18 protein-coding genes and 6 pseudogenes are annotated in these 22,709 nt (G+C 63.1%); 14 read left to right on the top strand and 10 right to left on the bottom strand.

Annotated features, from left to right (window positions below; genetic code table 11):
* Positions 1 to 45: 45 nt before the first annotated feature.
* The 4 genes and pseudogenes from U0023_RS28615 to U0023_RS28630 form a co-directional block, all read right to left on the bottom strand.
* The gene (locus tag U0023_RS28615; protein WP_009495319.1) at positions 46 to 1,281 is read right to left on the bottom strand and encodes a recombinase family protein; all 1,236 of its coding nucleotides are present in this window, start codon (positions 1,279 to 1,281) and stop codon (positions 46 to 48) included.
* 379 nt (positions 1,282 to 1,660) lie between these two features.
* Positions 1,661 to 2,056 (bottom strand): annotated as a pseudogene (locus U0023_RS28620) (recombinase family protein); the annotation flags it as partial.
* A 135-nt stretch (positions 2,057 to 2,191) separates the two neighbouring features.
* The gene (locus U0023_RS28625; RefSeq protein ID WP_245273187.1) at positions 2,192 to 2,650 is read right to left on the bottom strand and encodes a helix-turn-helix domain-containing protein; all 459 of its coding nucleotides are present in this window, start codon (positions 2,648 to 2,650) and stop codon (positions 2,192 to 2,194) included.
* Positions 2,651 to 2,807: 157 nt separating this feature from the next.
* Positions 2,808 to 3,038 (bottom strand): annotated as a pseudogene (locus U0023_RS28630) (ATP-binding protein); the annotation flags it as partial.
* An 89-nt stretch (positions 3,039 to 3,127) separates the two neighbouring features.
* On the opposite strand from U0023_RS28630, the pseudogene U0023_RS35740 reads away from it, so the two are divergent.
* Positions 3,128 to 3,250, top strand: a pseudogene (locus U0023_RS35740) (hypothetical protein); the annotation flags it as partial.
* Between the two features lie 13 nt (positions 3,251 to 3,263).
* Here U0023_RS35740 and U0023_RS28635 read toward each other — a convergent pair.
* Positions 3,264 to 3,497, bottom strand: a complete 234-nt coding sequence (locus U0023_RS28635) for a hypothetical protein (protein ID WP_040639775.1) — start codon at positions 3,495 to 3,497, stop codon at positions 3,264 to 3,266.
* On the opposite strand from U0023_RS28635, the gene U0023_RS28640 reads away from it, so the two are divergent.
* Positions 3,496 to 5,697, top strand: coding sequence for a recombinase family protein (locus U0023_RS28640; protein WP_009495314.1), 2,202 nt, complete (start codon positions 3,496 to 3,498; stop codon positions 5,695 to 5,697). The two genes, U0023_RS28635 and U0023_RS28640, sit on opposite strands and share 2 nt — an antisense overlap.
* Positions 5,698 to 5,726: 29 nt before the next feature.
* On the opposite strand, the pseudogene U0023_RS28645 reads toward U0023_RS28640, so the two are convergent.
* The 3 genes and pseudogenes from U0023_RS28645 to U0023_RS28655 form a co-directional block, all read right to left on the bottom strand.
* Positions 5,727 to 6,302, bottom strand: a pseudogene (locus U0023_RS28645) (ATP-binding protein); the annotation flags it as partial.
* Positions 6,302 to 7,528 carry an IS21 family transposase gene (gene istA, locus U0023_RS28650; protein WP_322883813.1) on the bottom strand — a complete coding sequence of 409 codons (1,227 nt, stop codon included), beginning with the start codon at positions 7,526 to 7,528 and terminating at the stop codon, positions 6,302 to 6,304. The gene istA and the pseudogene U0023_RS28645, both read right to left, overlap by 1 nt.
* A gap of 364 nt (positions 7,529 to 7,892) precedes the next feature.
* Positions 7,893 to 8,105, bottom strand: a complete 213-nt coding sequence (locus U0023_RS28655) for a DUF5372 family protein (protein WP_040637833.1) — start codon at positions 8,103 to 8,105, stop codon at positions 7,893 to 7,895.
* 98 nt (positions 8,106 to 8,203) lie between these two features.
* On the opposite strand from U0023_RS28655, the pseudogene U0023_RS35745 reads away from it, so the two are divergent.
* Positions 8,204 to 8,320, top strand: a pseudogene (locus U0023_RS35745) (integrase core domain-containing protein); the annotation flags it as partial.
* Positions 8,321 to 8,434: 114 nt separating this feature from the next.
* Here U0023_RS35745 and U0023_RS28665 read toward each other — a convergent pair.
* Positions 8,435 to 11,041, bottom strand: coding sequence for a PAS domain S-box protein (locus tag U0023_RS28665; protein ID WP_009489110.1), 2,607 nt, complete (start codon positions 11,039 to 11,041; stop codon positions 8,435 to 8,437).
* Between the two features lie 523 nt (positions 11,042 to 11,564).
* Between U0023_RS28665 and U0023_RS28670 the strand changes: the two genes are divergently transcribed.
* Complete coding sequence (locus U0023_RS28670; protein ID WP_040637926.1) at positions 11,565 to 12,593, top strand: IS110 family RNA-guided transposase; 1,029 nt, start codon at positions 11,565 to 11,567, stop codon at positions 12,591 to 12,593.
* 354 nt (positions 12,594 to 12,947) lie between these two features.
* Complete coding sequence (locus U0023_RS28675; protein ID WP_009489155.1) at positions 12,948 to 14,216, top strand: IS256 family transposase; 1,269 nt, start codon at positions 12,948 to 12,950, stop codon at positions 14,214 to 14,216.
* A gap of 92 nt (positions 14,217 to 14,308) precedes the next feature.
* Here U0023_RS28675 and U0023_RS28680 read toward each other — a convergent pair whose 3' ends face one another.
* Positions 14,309 to 15,685 (bottom strand): polyhydroxyalkanoate depolymerase, encoded by a 1,377-nt coding sequence (locus tag U0023_RS28680; protein ID WP_009489108.1) that lies wholly within the window; start codon positions 15,683 to 15,685, stop codon positions 14,309 to 14,311.
* A 516-nt stretch (positions 15,686 to 16,201) separates the two neighbouring features.
* On the opposite strand from U0023_RS28680, the pseudogene U0023_RS28685 reads away from it, so the two are divergent.
* The 9 genes and pseudogenes from U0023_RS28685 (at position 16,202) to U0023_RS28725 (ending at position 22,676) form a co-directional block, all read left to right on the top strand.
* Positions 16,202 to 16,900 (top strand): annotated as a pseudogene (locus U0023_RS28685) (IS6 family transposase).
* 377 nt (positions 16,901 to 17,277) lie between these two features.
* Positions 17,278 to 17,817, top strand: a complete 540-nt coding sequence (locus tag U0023_RS28690) for a hypothetical protein (protein WP_009489104.1) — start codon at positions 17,278 to 17,280, stop codon at positions 17,815 to 17,817.
* Positions 17,814 to 18,041 carry a hypothetical protein gene (locus U0023_RS28695; protein ID WP_009489103.1) on the top strand — a complete coding sequence of 76 codons (228 nt, stop codon included), beginning with the start codon at positions 17,814 to 17,816 and terminating at the stop codon, positions 18,039 to 18,041. Before U0023_RS28690 ends, U0023_RS28695 begins: the two co-directional genes overlap by 4 nt.
* Positions 18,042 to 18,179: 138 nt before the next feature.
* Positions 18,180 to 18,857 (top strand): CYTH domain-containing protein, encoded by a 678-nt coding sequence (locus tag U0023_RS28700; protein ID WP_009489102.1) that lies wholly within the window; start codon positions 18,180 to 18,182, stop codon positions 18,855 to 18,857.
* Between the two features lie 689 nt (positions 18,858 to 19,546).
* Positions 19,547 to 19,885 carry a reverse transcriptase family protein gene (locus tag U0023_RS28705; protein ID WP_009489101.1) on the top strand — a complete coding sequence of 113 codons (339 nt, stop codon included), beginning with the start codon at positions 19,547 to 19,549 and terminating at the stop codon, positions 19,883 to 19,885.
* Positions 19,872 to 20,147, top strand: a complete 276-nt coding sequence (locus tag U0023_RS28710; RefSeq protein WP_009489100.1) for a Y4bD/Y4pK family protein — start codon at positions 19,872 to 19,874, stop codon at positions 20,145 to 20,147. Before U0023_RS28705 ends, U0023_RS28710 begins: the two co-directional genes overlap by 14 nt.
* A gap of 42 nt (positions 20,148 to 20,189) precedes the next feature.
* Complete coding sequence (locus U0023_RS28715; RefSeq protein WP_009489099.1) at positions 20,190 to 20,531, top strand: DUF6788 family protein; 342 nt, start codon at positions 20,190 to 20,192, stop codon at positions 20,529 to 20,531.
* 115 nt (positions 20,532 to 20,646) lie between these two features.
* Complete coding sequence (locus tag U0023_RS28720) at positions 20,647 to 21,951, top strand: recombinase family protein (RefSeq protein ID WP_322883814.1); 1,305 nt, start codon at positions 20,647 to 20,649, stop codon at positions 21,949 to 21,951.
* A complete protein-coding gene (locus U0023_RS28725) occupies positions 21,873 to 22,676 on the top strand; it encodes a hypothetical protein (protein WP_052600406.1) in 804 nt (267 codons plus the stop codon). The genes U0023_RS28720 and U0023_RS28725 overlap by 79 nt, the downstream gene beginning before the upstream one ends.
* Positions 22,677 to 22,709 lie beyond the last annotated feature (33 nt).

Here is a 22,709-nt window from a genome sequence, read left to right on the forward strand (position 1 = left end):
CTCCATCCTGTCAGGTGTTGGAGCCTCCGGGAATCCCGGGACGGTTCACTGGGCCTCGGCCCGATCCAGGGCAGCGGCCGCCTGCAGCCGGGCCGTCTGCGTCTGCTCCCAGGCCTCCAACTCGGCCGGCGCCACTGCCTCGAAGAACGCAGCAATCACCCGCGCATCGATCGGATCCGCCGGCAGGTGCTGGCAGACCGGCGCATTCTGGCTGCGGTGCAGGGCGTTGCAGATGTAGCGGGTGCCGCCCTTGTACTGGACCTGGAGCTTATGACCGCACGCCCCACACCACACCATCCCCTGCAGGAGAGCCGGCCCGTTGCGCGGGGCACCGCGGGTGGTCTTGCGGGTGTATTCGGCATAGTTGTCGTGCAGCATGGCCTGGATCCGCTCGAAGCCGTGCCAGTCAATGTAGGCCGGATAGCGATCCTTCACCACGATTGTCCACTCGGCCATCGGCACCGCCGTCGTCTGGCAGCGCCCGCCTGGTGGTCGGCTGGTGCGCGTGCGCCCGTAGACGAAGGCCCCTGCGTATGCCGGGTTGGTCAAGATCGAATACAGGGCATCGGCGGTCGGCACGCGCCAGCTCACCTCATCCGGGACGGTTCGCCGCGGCAGGCTGAGCCCCCGGGCCTGGAAGACCCGCACGGCCTTGGCAATGGATCCGCATTCCAGAAAGGTGGCGAACACCAGACCGATCCGGCCCTGCACTTCGAGATCCGGATCCTTGGTCACTGTGCCGGTGGCGTCGCGCGTCAAGCCTGTCGGGAGCAGCAACGCCAACTCGCCGCGCTGGGCCTTGCTCAACAGGCCCGCCGTGAGACGGCCGCGCAACGTGTGCAATTCGACTTCCGAGATCGTTCCCTTGAGGCCCAGCAGCAGGCGCCCATTGGGCGAGCCCGGGTCATAGATGCCGTCCCGATCGGCGATGAGACAGCCGCGATAGCCGCACAGATCCAACAGCGGATACCAGTCGGAGCAGTTGCGGGCCAGCCGGGTGACATCGTAGGACAGCACGAGGCCGACTTCCCCCAAGGGGACCCGGGCGATCAGGTCCTTGAAGCCGACGCGGTGATCGGCCGACGCGCCGCTCAGGCCGAGATCCTGGTCGATGATGTCAATGTCGCGGTCGCTCCAACCGAGATCACCGGCGCGCTGGCGCAGCGCATACTGCAGGTGCAGACTTTCCTGATGGGTCAGCACCTGCTGCGGACTGGACTGGCGGATGTAGATCACTGCCTTGCGGCTGAGATGCCGCGGGGTGACGAGTTCGGACATCATGGCTCATCTCCGACAGGAGGACGACGAGGTCATTGAGGATGCCGCGGCGGCGGTCGGCACAGAGGCTGAGCCAGACGCGGTGGGGCTCGACGGGCATGGCGTTTCACCCTCGGTTGCGAGGCGAATCAGATCGCGGATCGCCTCGAGGGTGAGTTTGGTCACCGGTTGACGGCATGACGGTGGGCTCAGGTTTGTGGCTGCGACGGGGATCCGCAAGACGGCGTCGTCGCCATAAGCCACGCGCACGTGGCTCCCGATGCACAGGGAACGTGGGATGGAGACTACGACAAAGCGGCGTCCCCACAGCGGGTGGCCGGGATCCGTGACCATGACCTGCTCCGGGTTGCCGGAGCTATCTGGAGACGGTCGCAGGGTATCAAGATATGGGCTCGTACAGGCCGTCCGCGTCGCCGATCAAGGTGTCGGACAGCCCGCACAGGTCGATCAGCCGGTACCAGTCGGCATTGTTGCGTGCCAGGCGCGACACTTCCAGCCCCAGCACGATCCCTGCATGTCCCATCGCCACTTCGGTCACCAGGTGCTGGAAACCGTCGCGGTCCTGCGACTGCGCGCCGGAGAGTCCCAGGTCGCTATCGATGACATGGACACGTTCGATGGGCTAGCCCAGCGCCACGGCGCGATCACGCAAGGCATATTGCCGCTTGGTGCTCTCGGTGTTCTCGAACACCTGACGAAGAGAGGACTGACGCACGTAGAGGAACGCATCACGCCGCAGATGGTCGGCGTCAACCTTCATGGCAATATCAGTAGACATGATTGCCTCGCGTCTCTGCTGCCAGCACCATGTTGGCGAGCATGTGCACGAGCTGGCGATCGTGCACGGCCGCTGAAGCCGTGGGCGGTGGTTCCGGCCGCCGATGGGGCGGCGGGGAAGGCTGAGGAGCCGCGATCAGCACCGCCAGCCCTTGCCAAAAGCCATGAAAAACGATGGCGCCCATGTCCTTGACGCAGGCCTGACCGCACAGGACGGCGGCGCGCAGCGTCTCATAGCAATCCTTGCAGCCGTGCGGCAGTGTCGGGATGCGCGCATGGGTCTCACCGTTTTTTTACGGGCGATCGCGCGTTCGATGCTGCGGGGATGGACACTGATACCGAGTGTCGAATGCAGCAGTTGCGCCAGGGACCGTGCCTGCAACGGGGCCCCCGCTTGCTGGTTCTGCTCGATGAGCTGCATAACCTCGGCGGTGAGCTTGTGGGCCGACTTCGGCCCCCGGGGCCGCGGCAGCAGGCCGGTGATGCCCTCGCGTTCGAACGCGGCCTCGGCCTGATAGTAGGTTGGGCGCGACAGACCGAAAAGCGCGGCGGCTTCGGCCTTGGTGACGCCGCCCTCCTGGACGTGACGCAGCATCTCGTACTTTACCTGCACGAGATCGAGAGGATCGAAGAAGCTGGACTCCCGAAACCAGAGTGCGCGGACGGCTTCGGGACGAGGGTTGAGGGCTCCGAGCTTTCAAGCGACATTCGGAACTAGACCCCTGGCGACAGATAGAACTAGACCCTCCGCATTAAGCTGATCCCTTCGGATCGGATATGGCAGCAGCCTTCAACAGACCGCTGCGACGTTTCTCCCGCAAACGATAGCTGTCGCCCCGGATCATGAGCACGTGGCTATGGTGAAGCAGGCGGTCCAAAATCGCCGTCGCCACAACCGCGTCCCCAAAAACCGATCCCCATTCGCCCACAGCGCGGTTGGACGTCACCAGCATCGCCCCCCGTTCATAGCGCCGAGAACAACGACCACCAAACTGATGAGTTGGATCCCCGTTCGGTCGAACGGGTTCGGATTACAGCCTCACACCATCCCCTGTTTGGCCAACTGGTCCGCGTGATACGGCGCAAGCGCCACAACGGTGAACCGCACTTGGTTATTGAAGGCTCGGATGGCGGGCGGCAGGTTCTACCGGCTCGCCACGTGGAGGCAGCGGCTCCGCTGCCCAGGGTGGCCGCTCCGGCTCTCACCTTCACCCCCGGCAGTCTCCGGGCGCTGGCCAGCCTGGTCGCTGGTTTACGCAATGCGCCGTTTCCTGCTCCCGAGGCCCGCCATGCGCCTGCACCGTCAGACCCCACCCCTCCAGGTGTGGAGCACCCTCCAGCCCGAGATCCGCCAGCTCATGGTCGCCCTCTGGACCGACCTCGTGCAGCGCCAGCTTCGCCTCGCCCCGGGACACGCGCACGCGCAAGGAAAGCCGTGCCATGACTGCGATCTTCCCCAAAATCGAACCCCGTCACCTGACGCGACGCGCCATCGTCTACATTCGCCAGTCGACGCCGCGGCAGGTCCAGAACAACCAGGAGAGCACCCGCCGGCAGTATCAGCTGGCCGAGCGAGCGTGCCAGATGGGCTGGGCCGCACCCCAGGTCGAAGTCATTGACGAGGACCTGGGACAGTCTGGCGCCAGCAGCCACCTGCGGACGGGCTTTCAACGCCTGGTCGCTGCAATCGGCCTGGGAGAGGTCGGCATCATTCTGGTGACGGAGGTCTCTCGCCTGTCGCGCCGCAACAGTGACTGGCATCGCGTGATCGAATTGTGTGCCGTCTTCCGCACCTTGATTGCGGACGAGGACGGCGTGTACTGCCCGCAGGATCCAAATGACAGACTGCTGTTGGGCGTCAAAGGCACCCTATTTGCCGCGGAATTGCATATCCTGCATGCCAGGATGCGCGGCAATCTGCTCAACAAGGCCCGGCGCGGCGAGCTGGCCCTGCGCCTGCCGGTCGGCTATCGGCGGCTGGGGGACGGCACCGTCGTGCTCGATCCCGACGACGAGGTCCGGGCCGTGCTGATCCGGATCTTCGAGCGCTTCGCCCTGCTGCGCAACGGGCGCGCGGTTCAGCGCTACTTGGCGGATCACGGCCTCAAAATGCCGCGGTTGATCCAGCAGGGCGCCGAGGCTGGCCGCATCGTCTGGGTCCGGCCCACCTACCAGATGATCCAGCAGGTTTTGACCAGCCCAGTTTACGCCGGAGTCTTCGTCTACGGGCGCCGCAAGCAGGAGATCAGCCCCGGGGATCCTCCTGTCGTGACCACCCGACGCTGCCCCGTGGATGAGTGGGATATCGTCATCCCAGGCGTCTATCCGGCCTATCTCAGCTATGATCAGTACCTGCTGAACCGGCGCTCCCTGCAGGACAACCTCTACAACTTCGCTGCCAAACGGCACGGCGCCCCGCGCGAGGGACGCGCTCTGCTGCAAGGCCTCGTGATCTGCGGGCGCTGTGGCCGGCGCATGAGCGTCAGCCATGGCAGCGATCGTCTGCGCTATGAGTGCCGGCGGGCGCAGATTGATTACGGCGCCCCGCTGTGTCAGGCCTTCCCGATCTCGCATCTCGATCGGGCGGCGGGAGAGGCTTTCCTGGAGGCGGTCAAGCCGGCAGCCCTTGCGACGACCTTGGAGGCGCTCGCCGTGCTCGAACACGAGCGTCAGGCTCTCGACCGGCAGTGGCAGCTCAGGCTTGAACGCGCCCGCTACGATGTCCAGCGCGCTCAGCGACAATACGATGCGATCGAGCCCGAGAACCGCTTGGTCGCCCGAACGCTCGAGACACGGTGGAATGCGGCCTTGGAAACGCTCGAGCAGCTGGAGCAGGACTACGCCGTCATCCGGCGGACGGAACTGCTGCCTCTGGATGGGGCCGAGCAACAAGCCGTTCGGCATCTGGCCGGAGATCTGCCAGGCCTCTGGCATGCCGGCACGACCACTGCTGTGGACCGCAAGCGCTTGCTGCGCCTGGTCATGTCAGAGGTTGTCGTCTCTGTTGATCCCCAGCACCGCCGGGCGGAGGTCGTCATTGTGTGGAGCGGTGGAGCGACAAGCCGGCACGAGGTGCACTGTCCGCCAGTGGGGTGGCATGCTTGCACTGAGCCCGAGGTGCTCGCGCGTCTGCGCGTTCTGGCAGAGAAATACCCTGACCATCAGATCGCAATGTGGCTGAACACTGAAGGATTCCGCACGCGGACTGGCAAGTTCTGGACCTATGCCCGGGTTCACTCGATGCGCAAGCAGCATGGCATTCCCACGTTGTGTCCCCTGCAAACGCAAGGGGCTGTCCAGCGTGCGGATGGATTGATGCCGGCCAGGACGGCCGCGCAGCGGCTTGGCGTCTCGCCCTCCTTGCTGCATGTGTGGGTACGTCACGGCGTCTTGGACTTCGATCAACATCAGACGGCATCGCGGGTCTGGGTTCGCTTGAATGAAGACGATCTGGCTCGCCTCGATGGCACGAGCCCGATCGGTTATCGCCTGCCGCGCTTTGCCCAAGTGATGGCGGATGAGCATTTGTCGCGGGATGCGCTTTGGGCGAAGGTTCGCGACAGAGACTATCAAGCCTTCCGGGTGCCGCATGGCCAAGTTTGGGAGTGGCACCTACGACGCTTACCCGGGCCGGCGGTTTGACGTGACCAGAAGAGGAAGCATCATTATGAATGACGATCTTTGACAAGCTGGAAGAACAGGTGCGCTGCATCCGGTTCAAACGGCAGATACCCAAGTTCGTCGACAATCAGCAGCTTCGGTTTGGTATAGTGCATCAGCCGCTCCTCAAGCCGCCCCTCGGTATGAGCCTTGGCCAGCTGCGCCACCAGCGCGGGCGCAGGCACAAACAAGACCGTGTAGCCGGCCACGATCGCCTCCCGGCCGAGGGCCACGGCAAGATGCGTCTTGCCGACCCCGGGCGGTCCCAAGAGCAGAACAGCCTCGCCATTGGCAATGAACCGGCCCGTGGCCAACTCCCGGATCTGGCCCTTGTCGATGGAGGGCTGGGCCGCAAAGTCGAAGCCTGCCAGATCACGCACAAACGGAAATCGCGCCAAGCCAATGCTCATCTCGATCCGCCGCTCGTCCTTGCGCGCGATCTCCCGTTCGCAGAACAGTCCCAGGGCTTCCCGGATCGTCAACTCCCGCCGCCCCGCCTCGTCCACCAGGCTGTCGAGCTGGTCGCGGATGGCCGTCAGCTTGAGCCGGGTGAGCATCGCCACCAGATGATCGTGCGAGACCTCCATCAGAAGCCTCCCCCGGCTACGGCTTCGTATTCAGCCAGGGGCCGCAGCAACATCCCCGCGGCAGGCTCGGCGCGAACCACCTTGCCGCCAAAGCCGGCAACCCCCTCAAAGTGCGCCGGATCGACCAGGCGCTGCCGGCGTCCCGCTGGCCGGACATGTACCGCCACCTCCTGGCCGGCATGACAGATGCGCACGGTCCTGTCCGAGATCACCACCCGGACGGTCGCTCCAATCAACCGCCAGGGCACCGAATAGGCATTGCCATCCACCTCGATGGCACAGTCGGCATGGACCTTGCGCGTGACCTCCCGCAGAACCTGGAAGGATGGAATTCCATCCAGCGGCTTGAGGGCTTGGGCTTCCTGGCGGGCAAAGCGCTCGGCCGGCACCTCCCCGGTGGTGCCGTGCACCCGCTGATCAGCCACCTCGCGCTCCCACTGCGCGAGATGAGCCTCAAGGGCGGCGAAACTCTCAAAGGCACGTCCGGCGACCGCGTTCTTCTTCACATAGCCAACGCCGCGTTCGTCCTTGCCCTTGGTGCGGGCCCGGTACGGAAAGCAGGCCTGCGGCCGGAAGCCCCAATGCCGGGCAAAGGCGCGCAGGCGGGCATTGAACTCCACTTCCCGCGTTTGGACGTCATGGTGCTGGACCAGGCCACGGTCATTGTCGAACAGGACCTCAGCGGGCACCCCACCAAAATGCCGGAAGCTGCTTTCCAGCCCCTCGAACCAGCTCTCCTGGCGCTCGTTGCGGAAGGCACGGACATGCAGGCGGCGCGAATAGCCCAGAGTGGCCACGAACAGAAACACCTTGGTGGAGGTTCCGGCAATCAGGACGCGCCGCTCGCCGAAGTCGATCTGCAACTGGTGCCCGGGCGGGGTCTCGAAACGGACGGTGGCTCGCGCCTGTGCCGCCAGCTCACGCCGCAGACCGACGACGGCCCGCTCCACCGTGCGCAGGCTGATGTCAATACCCTTCTCAGCGACAAGCTCCTGGCGCACGACATCGGCATTGCCGGCATGGCGGTGGAAGCGCTCGGCCAGCCAGTCCTCGAGCCCCGTCAGCGTGCGCCGGCGGATGGGACGCCGATAGACCCGGTAGCCGCCTTCGGCCAGGTAACGACGAACGGTCATGGGACTGCACCCCAGTTCGCGGGCAATCCGCTTGATGCCCCAGCCCAGAGCCTTCAACCGCAGCATCGCCGTCACATCATCCGGCGTTCGCATCACCTCTCCCCGCGGGACCTCCGCCCGGGGAGAACTCTGACATTCCTGTGACCTCATCTCGTCCTCTCAAAAGTAGGCGCGATGGGTCCAGCTCTTCATGTCGTCAGGGATCTAGTTTTACATGTCGCCCGATACGAGCCGGCGCAGTCGATCGCGTTTGGTCTCATTGGGCATGGCATAACCCCTTCCCGATATGTAAGATAAATTATGCCTCACAAGCGGATCCGTCAATCTGATAAAGCCAGCTAACGTACGGGATACACGCTGGAACTTGGCGCGGAGTCGAGGCCAATGCCGAGAGTGAAGGCTGCGTGCCGCGGCATAATTAGCATGACATCTGCGGCATAAATTGCCTGACACGCGGTCAGCCGCCATGGCTGCGCTCAATTTGCGCGATCAACGCCGCCAAGGTTGCCAGATCATCGGGACGCACGAACGACCCGCAGGCCGCGACCTGAATGAAAACATCGGGTCCGGCGACGTCGGTCCATGACGCAAGCAGAGAGCGAAGCCGTCCCTCCGCGTCGTAGAACATGACGCGGTCCTCACCCCAGTTCTGCTTGCGGGTCGATAGCACGAAGCGCTGGCCGCGCCACGGATGGAACGGGTGTGTAACCTCGAACTCTATGCGTGCTTGAGTGTCAGCACGAACTGCAGTCCTAGACTTGAAGGAAAGGCAAGGCCGAGCGCTTCATCCAGACCCTTCTGCGGGAGTGGGCCTATGCGATCCCGTTCAGTTCATCGGATGCTCGGGCCGCTGACCTGCCGCGGTGGTTGACCTGGTATAATCAGTAGCGCCCGCATGGTAGTCTTGGCCGACGAACACCGGCTCAGGCCCTCGCTGGAACAACCTGATCAGAACTCACATCTAGAGATGGTTTCCGCTTATAGGCCAGGAGCTCTCGGTCACAATGGCCTGTCCCGGTCGACCGGCAGGCTGAAGTGAAAGACCGCGCCCCGAGGCTCGTTGGCGCTCGCCCACAATCGTCCGCCGTGCGCCTCGATGATCGAGCGGCAGATGGCCAGACCCATGCCCATCCCCTCCGCTTTCGTCGTGTAAAACGCCTCGAACATCCGTCCCGCATTCTGTGACTCCAACCCGACGCCGGTGTCCTGCACGGCCACCAGCACTGCGGCTTCCTCGCGCCGGGACCGGATCAGCAGCTCGCGCGGCCGCTCCGTCACATCCTTCATGGCCTCGATACCGTTCAGCACCAGGTTCAACAACACCTGCTGCAGCTGCACGTGATCGCCCATCACGGGCGGTAGATCGGGCGCCTGCTCGGTACGCAGCAGGATCCGATGCTGGCTCACCTCCCCATGGACGAGGGCGACCACATTTTGAATGAGATCATTTAGGTTCACCCGCTTCGCGACGGCGGCTTTCTTCCGGAGGAGTGCGCGTACCCGGCCGATCACCTCGCTGGCCCGGTGTCCGTCCCGCGTGATGCGCTCCAGCGTCTCGCGGGCCTCGTCGAGCTCGGGCGGCTCGTGGGCGAGCCAGCGCAGGGCCGCATTGGCATTAGTGACGATGGCACCCAACGGCTGGTTGACCTCGTGCGCGATCGAGGCGGTTAGCGCGCTCATCGTCGTCACACGGGTGACATGCGCGAGCTCAGCCTGCGCCTTGTGCAGCGCCTCCTCGGCGCGCCTGCGCTCGGTCACATCCATTACCGTGCCAACGTATTCGACGACAGCGCCGGTGTCATCGAACACCGGATGCCCGCTCACGTGCAGGTGCTTGACCGTTCCGTCGGGCAGCACGATCCCGTGCTCGACCGCATACTCGGCCTTCTCGCAGACTGCCGTCCTGATGCGTTCGAGAACTCGGTCGCGATCGTCCGGATGCCAAAAGCAAGCGAGCTCATTCACGTCGGGGGCACGGCTGCGTTGCGGATCCAATCCATAGATCCGGAACATCTCCTCGGACCAGTAAATCACTTGCTCGGTGGCCGGGGTGTAGGCGCAACTGCCGGTGTGACTGAGGCGCTGCGCCTCGGCAAGGTAGTGCTCGCTCCGCCGCAAAGCGGCTTCGGCCCGCTTGCGGTCTTCAATGTCGGTCAGAATGCCATACCATTTGAGGATGGTGCCGTGCTCATCGCGCAGCGGCACGGCACGGTCCAAGAACCAGCGATAGGCCCCGTCCGCCGCCCGGCGGTAACGCGACTCATTTTCGTATGGCTCGCCTACCGCCGCGCACACTCGCCACTTCTCCAAATTGCGCTCCAGGTCGGCCGGATGGACAACGCTTTGCCAGCCGGATCCGGCCGTGTCCTCCTGGGACAAGCCTGAGTATTCGCGCCATCCCCGGCTGGCAAACGCAGCAATAGGCCCGAAGGGCCCCGGCAAAACGATGTACACCATGGCCGGCAGGTTCTCGATCAGATCACGCAGCTCCTGTTCGCTCCGCCGGGCCGCCTCTTGGGCGCACTTGCGCTCAGTAGTGTCTTCGCATGCGACCAGGATGACTTGGCACTTCCTCAACAGCACGGACCGAGCGGTTTCGCGCACCCAGAGCTCCGTGCCGTCCTTGCGTACCTTGCGAACCTCCCAACTCATCGCCTTGTTAGGCTGGGCGAAGCAGCTAGCGATGTTCCTCTGCACGGTCTCCCGGTCCGGCTCGTAGAACACGCTCAGCACTGGAGTGCGGACCAGTTCATCAACTGTATAGCCGAGTTGCTCGGCTCCGAAGGGATTGACGGACAGGATGGTGCCGGCCGCGTCCGCCATGAAGTACATGGTTGGGTTGCACTCGAACACCGCCTTCCATTGCTCCTCGCTCTCGCGCAGCGCCTCCTCCGCCCGCTTGCGCTCAGTGATGTCGTTGTTGGTCTCCAGGATCGCGACGGGACGGCCCCGTGCGTCCCGTCGCATCGACCAGCGGCTCGCCACGATCGCCTGCGTGCCGTCTTTCCTGGTGTGGACGAGCTCCCCGTCCCAACGGCCTGTGCGGAGCAACTCGGCCGTGATCTCTTCGAGCGGCCTGGGGAAGATCGTCTGGGTGAGCTGGTGAGAGACCTGGCCGATAGCTTCTCCTTTGTTCCACCCGTACTGCTCCTCGGCGCCGCGATTCCAGTAGGTGATGACGTCGTTCGGGTCGCGCACGAAGATCGTGTCGTGGGTAAGATCGAGGAGACCCGCCTGCTCGCGCAGCACCGTTTCTCTCGATCGGCTGTGCACGGCGAGGAATGCCGTAACGCCGATCGCCGCAAGGCTGAGAAGGCGGTTTGAAAGAGCGATGCTTGGCGATGCATCGTGCTGCGCCAGCACATAGCTCAGCATCGTCAGCGCCATGCAGCCCACCGCCACGAGCACAACACCGCGCGCCTGAAGAACCTTGGCCGTGAGCAGCACGACGCCCACGTACAGTACGGCGACGGCGATCTCCGCAGGGGTCATCGTATCGAGAATGAAGATCCCGATAGCGGTGACAGCGCTAACAGCTCGAAGTACACGCGACGAGACGATTGGCGACGTCGCCTGATCTTGCCCTTGGGTCTGCCCTGCCTGCATGTTGCAACCTCACCAGGGACATGCCGGTGGTCCCAGTTCCGGAGCGACGGAGCATAAACCGCCGGCTCCGACCGCCAGTTGCCCGATTTGCAGCGCCGTTAGTTTGGCTCGATCGACCTCGCAGGTAAAGCGGCAGCAGCGAAGCGCAGCAACATGGCGCTGGCCGATTTGTTCTGGCAATTGCTTTGGCTGCTCCTTCCAAGCGCCTGTGCAAAAGGGGCTGCGCCAGGACAGGAACCGATCCAGTGCCACGCCCTAAGTTCGCTTGATGTGCGGGAGGAGGGTTTGAGTATCCGAAATATCTCGGAGATGATCAACTTGACCTTGGTTTCGGACGAAAGATCTAGGCCCAATACCGTTGACTTAAGCTGCCGATGGGGTGTGAAGTGACGAGGGGGGTAGCTTGCGGAGGGTTCAGTCATGACCGAACTATACCTGTGATGGAGTGGATGCCCCCTCCTGACGGCATCACAATGTGCCAAGGTGGTGATCTGAGGATCATTCACAAATGGAGAGGGCATCCGTGACAGACGTTAACATCATTGGTCTCGACCTTGCAAAGCGTGTCTTTCAGGCGCACGGCGCCCGCGCCGATGGGAGCGTGGCCTTTCGCCGGAAACTGACCCGCCAGCAGGTTCTGACGTTCTTCTCCAAGCAGCCACGTTGCATTGTTGCGATGGAGGCCTGCGCCACAGCGCATGACTGGGGCCGCGAACTTCAGGTTCTCGGGCATGAAGTGCGGCTCATCCCGCCGGTCTATGTAAAACCTTTCGTTAAGCGCCAGAAGAACGACGCGGCGGACGCAGAGGCCATCGCCGAGGCGGCGGCACGCCCGACCATGCGGTTCGTCACAGTCAAAACCGAGGAACAGCAGGCGCGAGCGATGGTCTTCCGCACGCGGGATCTTCTCGTGCGCCAACGCACGCAGCTGATCAATGCGCTGCGGGGGCATCTCGCCGAGCACGGCGTCGTCGCGCCACAGGGAACAGCCAAAGTGAAGCTGCTCAGCGATGTGATCGAGGACGTCAACACGACCCTTCAGCCACTGGTCGTCGAACTCGGTCGCCTCTATCTCGACCAGATCGCAGCCCTCGACGGCAAGATCGCGGATCTCGAGAGGGTGTTGAAACGCGAGGCCGCGCGTGGGGTGACGACGTCACGCCTGCAGACCATGCCCGGGATCGGGCCGATCACCGCAATGGCGATCGAAACCTTCGCACCGCCGATGGAGAGCTTCAGACGCGGACGCGACTTCGCCGCCTGGCTCGGGCTTGTCCCGGTCCAGCACTCCACCGGCGGCAAGCAGGTGCTCGGGCGCACCTCGAAGATGGGCCAGCGTGATATCCGACGTCTGCTCATCATCGGCGCGATGGCTGTCGTCAAGAGCGCAGGGCGCAAGAGCGCGCCGGAAGGCTCCTGGCTTGCCCGCATGCTGGCGCGCAAGCCGAGGATGCTCGTGGCCATTGCGCTGGCGAACAAGATGGCGCGGTCCGCCTGGGCCATGCTGACGAAAGGCGAGGACTTCAGAGTTCCGGCAGCAACGGCGTCGTGATCGGGAGATCCGGCATCGATCCTGCCGGTGCGTCAGGCGTGTGAGGAGGTCGAGGAACAGTAAGGGCAAAACGATCGGTCAGATCGGGAGCAGGAAAAGCATTATCACCCAAAGAGCTTCGCGCTCGGGAATTTGATCTGCACCTGCTCCGCGTATCTCCATACCGGCCAGCGGCATGATCATGGCCGCAACAGAAGGCCTGATACATGACCGCACCCGATCACATGCCGAAGCTGTTCAGAAATCCCTTGCGCGAACGGGGGCATCCATACATGGGTGATGACGGATTGAGAAAGGCGACGTATCGAGGCGGGTGTCGAGCCTGCCTGAACCTCTCCAGGAGAGCGATACGTCATGAACGAGACTACCAGCATTGTCCGCCTTCGTCAGCCCGACACGATCGACGATCCCCTGACCGATCTTCTCCGAGCCGGCGCGCGCAAGCTGCTGGCCCAAGCCATCGAGAGCGAGGCCGAGGCTTATCTGGCCAGCATGCGCGATCTCAAGCTGCCGGACGGCCGCGAGCGCCTGGTCCGGCACGGGCATGGCCCCGAGCGCATGCTCCAGACCTGCATCGGCCCGGTGGCGGTCCGCCGGGTCAAGATCCGCGACCGCGGCGCCACGGATGATGCCGACCGCATCCGCTTTACCTCGGCGATCCTGCCGAAATGGGCGCGGCGCACCAAAAGCTTGGATGCGCTGCTGCCGATCCTGTACCTGCGCGGGCTCTCGACCGGCGACTTCCAGGAGGCGCTCTCCGCCCTGCTCGGCCAGGATGCGCCCAACCTCTCGCCCTCGGTGGTCACCCGACTCACGGGCGAATGGCAGGGCGAGTACGAGCGTTGGCAGGCCCGCGATCTCTCGGCTCGGCGCTACGTCTATGTTTGGGCCGACGGCGTCTACCTGCAGGCCCGGATGGCGGACCAGGCTGAATGCATCCTGGTGCTGATCGGCGCCACCCCGGAGGGCAGGAAGGAGCTGATCGGCTTCCAGGCCGGCGTGCGCGAGAGTGCCCAGAGCTGGCGCGAGCTGCTGGTCGAGATCAAGCGGCGGGGTCTGTCGATTGCGCCTCACATTGCTGTGGGAGACGGAGCGCTGGGCTTCTGGAAGGCGCTCGACGAGCTCTTTCCCGGCACGCATCATCAACGCTGCTGGCTGCACAAGACCGCGAACGTGCTCAACAAGGTGCCCAAGTCCGTGCAGCCCGGCATGAAGGGGGCCCTGCGGGAGATCTATCTCGCCCCGACCCGCGCTCAGGCCGAGGTCGCCCTCGATCTGTTCGAGGACGCCTATGGCGCACGCTATCCGAAGGCGGTGGAGTGCCTGCGCAAGGACCAGCGGGCGCTGCTAGCCTTCTTCGACTGGCCGGCTGAGCACTGGATCCATCTGCGCACGACGAACCCGATTGAGAGCGTGTTTGCGACCGTGCGGCACCGCACCGTGCGCACCAAGGGCGCGCTGTCTCCAACGACTGCTCGCCTGATGGTGTTCAAACTCATCATGGCGGCTGCGAAAACCTGGCGCCGGCTGATGGGTGAAAACCAGTTGCCGAAGGTGATCGCTGGTGTCAGATTCCAGGACGGCAGCGAGGTCATCCCGCTGCCGACAAACAGCGCCGCCTGATCGGCCCCATCACCTAAATTCCGTCATAGCTGCCGTCTTTCCCTTTGCAAGCGCAAATCGATAAGAGGGGCCGCCAACCGGCTGCGCCACTATTATCGAACCAGGATCCCGCATCGGGAGCTGAACAGCGCCTGGTCACCTGTGCTTGAACCTTCGTTAGGCAGTGAAGATTGGTGCCAAGGCACTGCACCACATGTAGTCGAACCGCGTGTCGATAAGGTTGAGCGCTCGTGCTTCTCGATGAATTCAGCGATTCGAGGAGCGATTTGAGCCCTGAAACGAGAACCGTTGAAGACGCCATAATGACCGACCCCGGCCTGAAGATGATAGAGTTTCTTGTCCGAGGGGAGGTTCGGGGTCAGGTCCAGGGTCGCCAAGGTCTGGCCGACACCTGAAATATCGTCCCGCTCGCCCTCGATCGCCATGATGGCACAGCGTCGGACGGCCATGAGGTCCACCGGCTGGTCCCGATGCATCATCTCGCCCTTCGGCAGTTCATGCCTCACGAACACCTTGTCGACCGTCTGCAGGTAGAACTCGGCAGTGAGGTCCATGACGGCGAGGTATTCGTCATAGAATTCCCGGTGCTTCTCGGCCGAGTCGCCGTCGCCCTCCACGAGGTGGTTGAACATCTCCCAATAGGCGGTCAGGTGCCGGTCGATGTTCATGGCCATGAAGCCGGACAGTTGCTGGAAGCCTGGATAGACGTCACGCCAGAAGCCCGGATGGGTCGGCGGCACCTTCATGATGCAATGCTGCTTGAACCATTCAATGCCGCGCTCCTCCGCCAGCCGATTGACGGCGGTGGGCGAGCGGCGAGTATCGATGGGGCCGCCTATCAGGATCATCGAGCGGGGAATAGCGGGATCGTTCTCGGCCTCGAGGCGGGCGATGGCGGCCACCACAGGCACGGCCGGCTGACAGACGGCCATCACATGGAGGTCGGGACCGAACTCCCGGAAGATCGCCTTGAGATAATCGATGTAATCGTCGAGGTCGAAATGGCCGTCGGCCAGTGGCACCATGCTGGCATCCGCCCAGTCTGTGATCATCACCCTATGAGTCGGCAGGAAGGTTTCCACCGTGTTGCGCAGAAGCGTGGCGTAGTGTCCGGACATGGGGGCCACGATGAGAAGCTTGGGCTGCGAAGCCGCCCTTTCATGATCGCGTTCGAAGGAGATCACGCGGCAGAAGGAGTGCTCCCAGACGATTCTCTCGGTGACGGCAACATCCTGGTTCCCGATGGTCGTGGTCGTGAATCCGAAGTCGGGCTTGGTGTAGCGGCGGGTGGTTCGCTCGAAGAGCTCGCAGGCCGCGGAAACGGTGCGTCCGTAGGGTGTGTTGGTGAACGGATTGCCGGGATTATCGAAGAACAGCTTTGTAATATCGGACGAAGCGCGCGCGGGACTCAACAGCCAGTGCGTGGTCTCGTAACATAGATAAATTGGGTTCAGCATAGAGGAAATCATTTTGCGCCTCCAGCGCCCGAGCTTCGTGTAGGTTTGGAGCCGTCCTCCCGACAGCAGATCATTTCATAGGAGATCGTCAGCTCAACCAATTCCGGAGATAATTAACGATCTGAGACTAGCACGGTCGCGACCATAACTTGATTATCTTAGTGGAGGTGAAGCTCGTCGCATCGGTTACGGACGGCTATACTTTGGTTTCGGACACCAATACGATGGACATAGATTTCGGTCCAAACGAAGCGCCTCAGCCCATTATGATCATGTCTCGGCATCAGGAGGCGCCAAGGGCGCAGAGTCGGCAGGCCCTGGGCCGCTCGCGCGAGGACTTCTCGACCAAGATCCACCTCAAGACTGACTGGATGGCGAACTGCTAGGCTATCACCTGATCGGTGGCTAGGTGAGCGACAGCCCGTACTTTGAGATAATCCTGGACCTCAGTCCTGACAGGTTCCGTCGCAAACCTTTCGGTTCAAAGTTTCAGCTACGGTGGCTGCTGTCACAGCAGCGGGGACAGGAATGTTCAAGGGCAGGCATTTCGATCGAACCGTAATCCTGCTCTGCACCCGGTGGTACTTGGCTTACAATCTCAGCCTCCGGAATCTGGTGAAGATGATGGCCGAGCGCGGCGTCTCCGTCGATCACGCAACCATTCACCGGTGGGTTATCCGGTACTCGCCCGAACTGCTGAAGCGCTTCAACTCACGCAAGAGAGGCGTCGCGAGCAAGTAGCGCATCGACGAGGCATACATCGAGGTCCGCGGGCGGTGGATGTATCTTTATCGAGCCATCGACAGCAATGGCGATACGGTCGAATTCTGGTTCACCGAACGGCGTGATCTCACCGCGGCGAAGCGGTTCCTGCGTAAGGCACTCAAGCGCAACGGCCGGCCCGAGCGGATCGTGATTGACGGCAGCCCAACGAACCGCGAAGCCATCCTGTCCTGCGATACCGCAGATCGGCTCGAGAACAGATAGCAGCGTGACCTGAAACCCATTCGCATCCGGCAAAGTGCCTATCTCAACAATCGCATTGAGCAGGACCACCGCGCCATCAAACGCCGAGTTCGACCGATGCTCGGGTTCAAGTCGGTGGCATCCGCGCAAGCGATCCTAGGTGGCGTCGAGATGGTGCACATGATGCGCAAGCAACAGGCGAGATCCGCCTGCAGCCGGCAGCCAACTATCGCCGAGCAGTTCGAGCTGCTCGCTGCCTAACCGCGCTACCAAGCGTCTGCCCTTCGCTCGTCCCTTCTCCGAATTTGCGACGAAGCCGCTCTATGTGGCATTCAGAGCAAGATCTGTGCGGGATTATCCATTCGGTCTTTGTGCTTGATCAGGAGCAGATTTGAGTACGACGGATACGACATTCTCCTCAGCTGAACGGCGTCGAATGGATAGCGTTCATGGCACAGCCCGGGCGTGGTGGACAAGCTGGCTGCCCTGTGTGTCGCGGCCACTATCGGTCCCACGCGGCCGATCAACAACGTGGTACTGACCCCGCCGCCGACAGCTCTGTCCCATCGCGAGCTGGAGCTTGTCTCGCACGCGATGGGTCGGCAGGCGACCGCCAACGGGCAGAGGGCGCGACCATCATGACAGCCCCGGCGGATCCGAATTCCCTCATTTGGGCACTCAACACGCGTCTGATTGCCGGGGCAACAGCAACGGAAACGCTTCTGGCCTGGTGCGAAGAGCATGGCCTCCCAGACGGGCCGATCACCGTCGATGTCCATCAGCGCTTTGCACCGGCAATCATCCCCGAGTACGTTCTGCCGGCTCTCGCGCTTGATCCCGGCGAAACTGTTCACTACCGGCAGGTCCAGCTGATGCGCGGCACGCTGCCGCTCGCGACGGCCGGGAACTGGTTCGTGCCGCAACGCCTGACAGCGGCCATGAACGAGGCCCTGAATATGACAGAGACCCCTTTCGGGAGAGTGATTGCGCCGCTGCGCCCAGTCCGGCGCATCCTGGAGCAGGTCGCCCTGATCCGCAGTGGCTCCGAACCGGCGCTGGCGCTCGTGAAGGAGGGCTACCTCCTGGCTCTCGTCTCGGCTGCCTCCGCGCCGGGGCCGCGGATCCGTGATTGGCAGCCCGAGAGGTCAGCCCTGCGAACGGTGAGGCGCGAGCGATGAAGTCGCAACCCGATCTGGCATCTCAGGCCTTGTCCGGTCCTGACCTGATCGAAGAGGTGCAGTTCCAGGACTATCGGATCCAATTCGGGCCGACGCAGACCGGCTGGGTTTCGTTCATCGCACGGCAGGGCCAACGGCCGACGATCCTGCTGGCGGGCGATCGCGAAACCCTGATCGCGGAGGCGCACACGCTGATCAGGCGCCGGATCGCCGGGAAAGGGTGAGGGGATGCCGTTGGCGGCCAGGGGTCAGGAGACCATCGTGGACCCATGGACTGTCGCGGCGAGAGGAGCGGGTTGCCTTTCCTGGCTTGTGCCCAAAACCTAACTTGGCGCTACCGCCCGATGAAGAGAGGCCGACCGATGAGTTCCACCCGTGTCTTTCTGCTGGCCTCTGGCCTGGCCCGGCTGATCGAGCGGGAGAGGGCAGGCGACCTCGTCCGGCACGGCTATTTTCCCGAACATCCCGCCCGCAGCCTGCATGTGCAGGTGACGGGCGATACCGGCCACCTGGTCCTTGCCTCCCATTCCGTGAAAGATCCGAGCGAAGACGCGACTGAGATTTCCCCGACGCAGGCTGAGGCCCTGCTCGGCTTGACCGCAGGACAGATCGAGTATCGGAGCATTGTCGTCGATCTTGGCGATCATGTTGCCAGCCTCCAGCGTTTCGTCACACCGGGACCGCTCGATCTGGTCAGCGTGGCGTTCGAGCACGACGCGGCCGTAGGGGAATTCCAGCCGCCGGCCTGGTTCGGGCCCGAGGTCTCGGCTGATCCGAGCTACCGGCTGCGCGCCATTGCCGTCGACGGGCTGCCCTCCGTGCCAGAAGGGGAGGTGTCGAATGCGGCCCTCCATAACCTGCTCGATGCCCTGGATCACCGCGATCAGGAGGCAGAGGCGTCTCCAGCTCAGCAGGCTCAGGGCCTGGCAAGATCCGAGGCCTCCTTCGATGCCGAGGAACCCCAAGAGCTCGACGGGCTCACGATCGAGGACAGTGTGATCCGCGACCTCGCCCGATCGCTGCAGCCGCGCGGGCGCTGATCCCATCCAGGACACAGGGCCTCCTGTCGGATTGCTTGAAGATTGAGGGTATAGCCAGTACAGCCCGCCTGCCGAGGCCGGTCATGGCGGCTACGGTGGGGCCTGTAGCTCAATGGTCAGAGCCGGCCGCTCATAAGTGCGCCCAACGAGGCGTGTTTTCGTCGCCGCCGAAAGGCGGTCATACTGTAGGATCGTATGTAAACCAGCGCCTTACCTAAAGGGAAAACCCCGAGGGGACCGTAGCATGGCGTCAAAAGGGTGTTGAGGGATAGCCATAAATCCCGAGAGGGCACCCAGGTAAGTCCGACAAGGCAAAGGCCTGATTGCTTGAACTCTAGTTCCAGCCCGGACCGGACGACGACAGGGAAAGTGGCTGACACCCTGGGACATTCTGATCCGTGATAGTTATGAGCACGGATCAACCTATGAATGCTCGGCTGCCTGCAAGAAGCAGGAGTGGGAACGGACGGAGTGCCTAAATCGGACATCACGGAAACATGATGAAGTTGGGGATGGCCTAAAGGGGGCGACCCCCATGGCCACGGAGCACCCATAGTAGGTTGATGATGATGGATGAAAGACATCCCGTCACAATCGACTCCGGTCCAATCAACCGGGGATCCGAAGGGGTGCAGTCTATCCAGCCACAAGTCGACCCAGGATCTCCAGGGATTGGGGACAAAGCCCTGATGAGACTTGAGGCAATTCGCAAATCCAACTCGACAAGCGGATATGTGAACTCAGACCTCTATCGCCTGCTCTACAAGCCAAGCTTGTATGTCACGGCGTATGAAAGTCTGAAGAGTAAACCGGGAAACATGACCCCGGGAGTCGATGGCGGAACTCTCGACGGCTTCTCCATCAAGACCATAGAAAACATCATCGACGATATGAGAAGCGAACGCTTCTCATTCTCCCGGTCACGACGGGTTTGCATCCCCAAGGCAAATGGCAAGACACGTCCGCTCGGCGTTCCCACACCCCCAGCGAACTGCACCTGGATCCAACCAACCTTTGGGATCGGCTGAGGTCATCCACCCGTTCCATCCGCTGCGCGGACAGCGGTTTGTCGTTCTAAAGGTCCGCCGCGTCTCGGGCGTCGAGACATTGAGCCTGCGCCACGCTGATCTCGGCTCGTTTGCCATGCCGCGGGACTGGACCGACTGGGCGTGGCCAGAGGCGCAAGCCTCCGCCACGAACATTCCCTTGCTGATCGATGCGTTCGGCCTCGTCGCACTGGCCGAGCTGATCGACGCTCTCGCACACGAGCAATCCGAGGTTGACCGATGACCCATCTTTTGATTCGCTCGGACAGACTGGTGAGTCGGTCCGATGGACATTCAACACCTTTCATCAGCGGCCTTGCGCAAACGCCGCCACAGGCTCGCGCGCGGCTTGCCGCCCATCGAGCAGGTGCTGCGAGGCTCGCTGATCGAGACCTACAAACGCTGTGGGCGCCCAAACTGCCACTGCATGAACGGACCAGGTCACGGTCCGAAGCGATATTTGTCCATCCCTCAGCCCGGCGGTCGCCCCCGAAGGGACTACGTCCCCAACAACGCTTATCCGCATGCCGCGCAATTGATCGCCAATTTCCGCAAGCTGCGCGACGCGCTCGACGAGATTGGCGCGATCAACGCAGAACTGTTGCGTCGACGCGAAGAGATTGGATAGACCGCCATGGATCCGGCTCTCGTCGCCCTCGACTTCGCCAAGGCGGGCGCCATCGTGGCCGATATGGTCGTGTCTTATCTCGCCGCGGCCCCGCTCTCCGACTGGGAGGGGCCCGATGATCATGAGTGCGAAGATCGCCGCACGACACCTGTCGCGGCAGGCTTGCATCTACATTCGGCAGTCAACGATGGGGCAAGTCCGCCTCCATCAGGAGAGCACGGAGCGCCAGTACAATCTCATGGCCCAGGCAACGTCGCTCGGGTGGCGGCCGGAGCAGATCCGGGTTCTCGACCGCGATCTGGGTCAATCCGGTGCCACGATGACGAACCGGGAGGACTTCAAGGTCCTGGTCGGCGATGTGGCGATGGGCCAGGTCGGGGCCATCTTCTCCTTGGAAGCATCCCGGCTGGCCCGCTCGAACCAGGACTGGCACCGCCTGCTCGAGCTGTGCGCCATCACGAACACCCTCGTGATCGACGAGGATGGCTGCTACGATCCGGCCGAGTTCAACGACTCCCTCGTCCTCGGCATGAAGGGGACCTTCGCCCAGGCGGAATTGCACATCATCCGCGCGCGCCTCCACGGCGGTAAACTCAACAAGGCTGCCAAGGGTGAGCTGCGCTTCGCCTTGCCGGTCGGGCTGGTTTGGAACGGTGATCAGATTGTGATCGACCCCGACCAGGAGGTCAGGGGTGCCGTGCGCATGGTGTTCGATCTGTTCGCCCGCGAGAGCACGGCCTTTGGCGTCGTCCAACGCTTTAATGAACTCGGGTTGCGCTTCCCACGCCGGGCGTATGGCGGCGCCTGGGATGGCAAGCTGATTTGGGGCCGGCTGACCCATTCGCGGGTGCTCGGCGTCCTGGCCAATCCATCCTATGCCGGCATGTATGTCTTCGGGCGATACCAATCGTCGAAAGAGGTCGAGCCCTCCGGGGAGATCCGCTCGCGGTCGCGCTTGATGCCGCAGGACGCCTGGCGCATCGTGATCCCCGATCATCACGAGGGCTATATCTGTGCCGACCGGTTCGTCGTCAACCGGGAGCGTCTGGCGGCCAATCGCACCAATGGCGAAGAGCTTCCTGGTCCCGTGCGCGAAGGCCTGTGCCTCCTGCAAGGTTTGCTCCTCTGCGGCGTGTGCGGTCGCCGTCTCGGCGTCCGATATACCGGCAATGGCGGGATCTACCCGATTTATCAATGTGTGTGGAAGCACCGCGAGGCTTTGGCACCCCGCGCTTGCCTCAGTGTCCCGTCAGCGCCGCTCGATCAGGCCATCACCGATCGCCTGGTCAGCGCCATCACGCCGGTAACGATCGAGCTCGCGAGGTCGGCGCGCAGTGGCGGATGCGGATCGAGCGGGCGCGCTACGAGGCCGAGCTGGCGGAGCGGCGCTACGAAGCTGTCGATCCCGCCAACCGGCTGATCGCCGCGACGCTCGAAACACGTTGGAACGACGCCCTGCAGCGCCTGCATGATCTCGAAGCCGAGCTCGCGGCCTTTGAACACAAGACGATGCGCGCCGTCACCGCCGAGCAAAAGCGCCAGATCCTCGCGCTGGCCCAGAACTTTCCTCGCCTGTGGTCGGCGCCAACCACGACGGCACGGGACCGCAAGCGCATCCTGCGCCTGCTGGTGCGCGACATCACCGTGACGCGGGGACCGGAGCCGAAGATCGTCCGCTTGCACGTTCGCTGGCAAGGGGGCGAGACGGAAATCCTGCCACTCCGGCTGCCACAGAACCGGGCTGAGGCGATCCGGTATCCCGAGGCCTTTGTCGCGCGCATTCGCGGGCTGTCAATCGATCACCTTGATGGTGACATTGTCGCCCTGTTGCGCGCGGAAGGTCAGCGCAGTGCGACAGGCAAGCCCTTCACGGTCGGCGCCATCCGATGGATCCGCTACAAGCACCGGATTTCTGCGCCCAAACCGCCGGCCGGCAGCCTCAGCGTGCGCCAAGTGGGGGAACGCTATGGCGTCAGCCTCTGGGTCGTTCATTATTGGATCGCACGCGGTATTATCTCCCCTACGCGAAGCAGGCCGAAAGGCCCGTACGCGATCACGATCGATGCCGCCTTGGATCAACGCCTCCGGACCTGGATTGCCAAATCAGGACACCTTCATCCGACACCCCCAACGCTTACCGCATGAGGTGCATTATGAAGCCCGCGTCTCGACGCCGCG

This window comes from Microvirga lotononidis, assembly GCF_034627025.1.
In the GTDB taxonomy this organism is placed as follows: domain Bacteria; phylum Pseudomonadota; class Alphaproteobacteria; order Rhizobiales; family Beijerinckiaceae; genus Microvirga; species Microvirga lotononidis.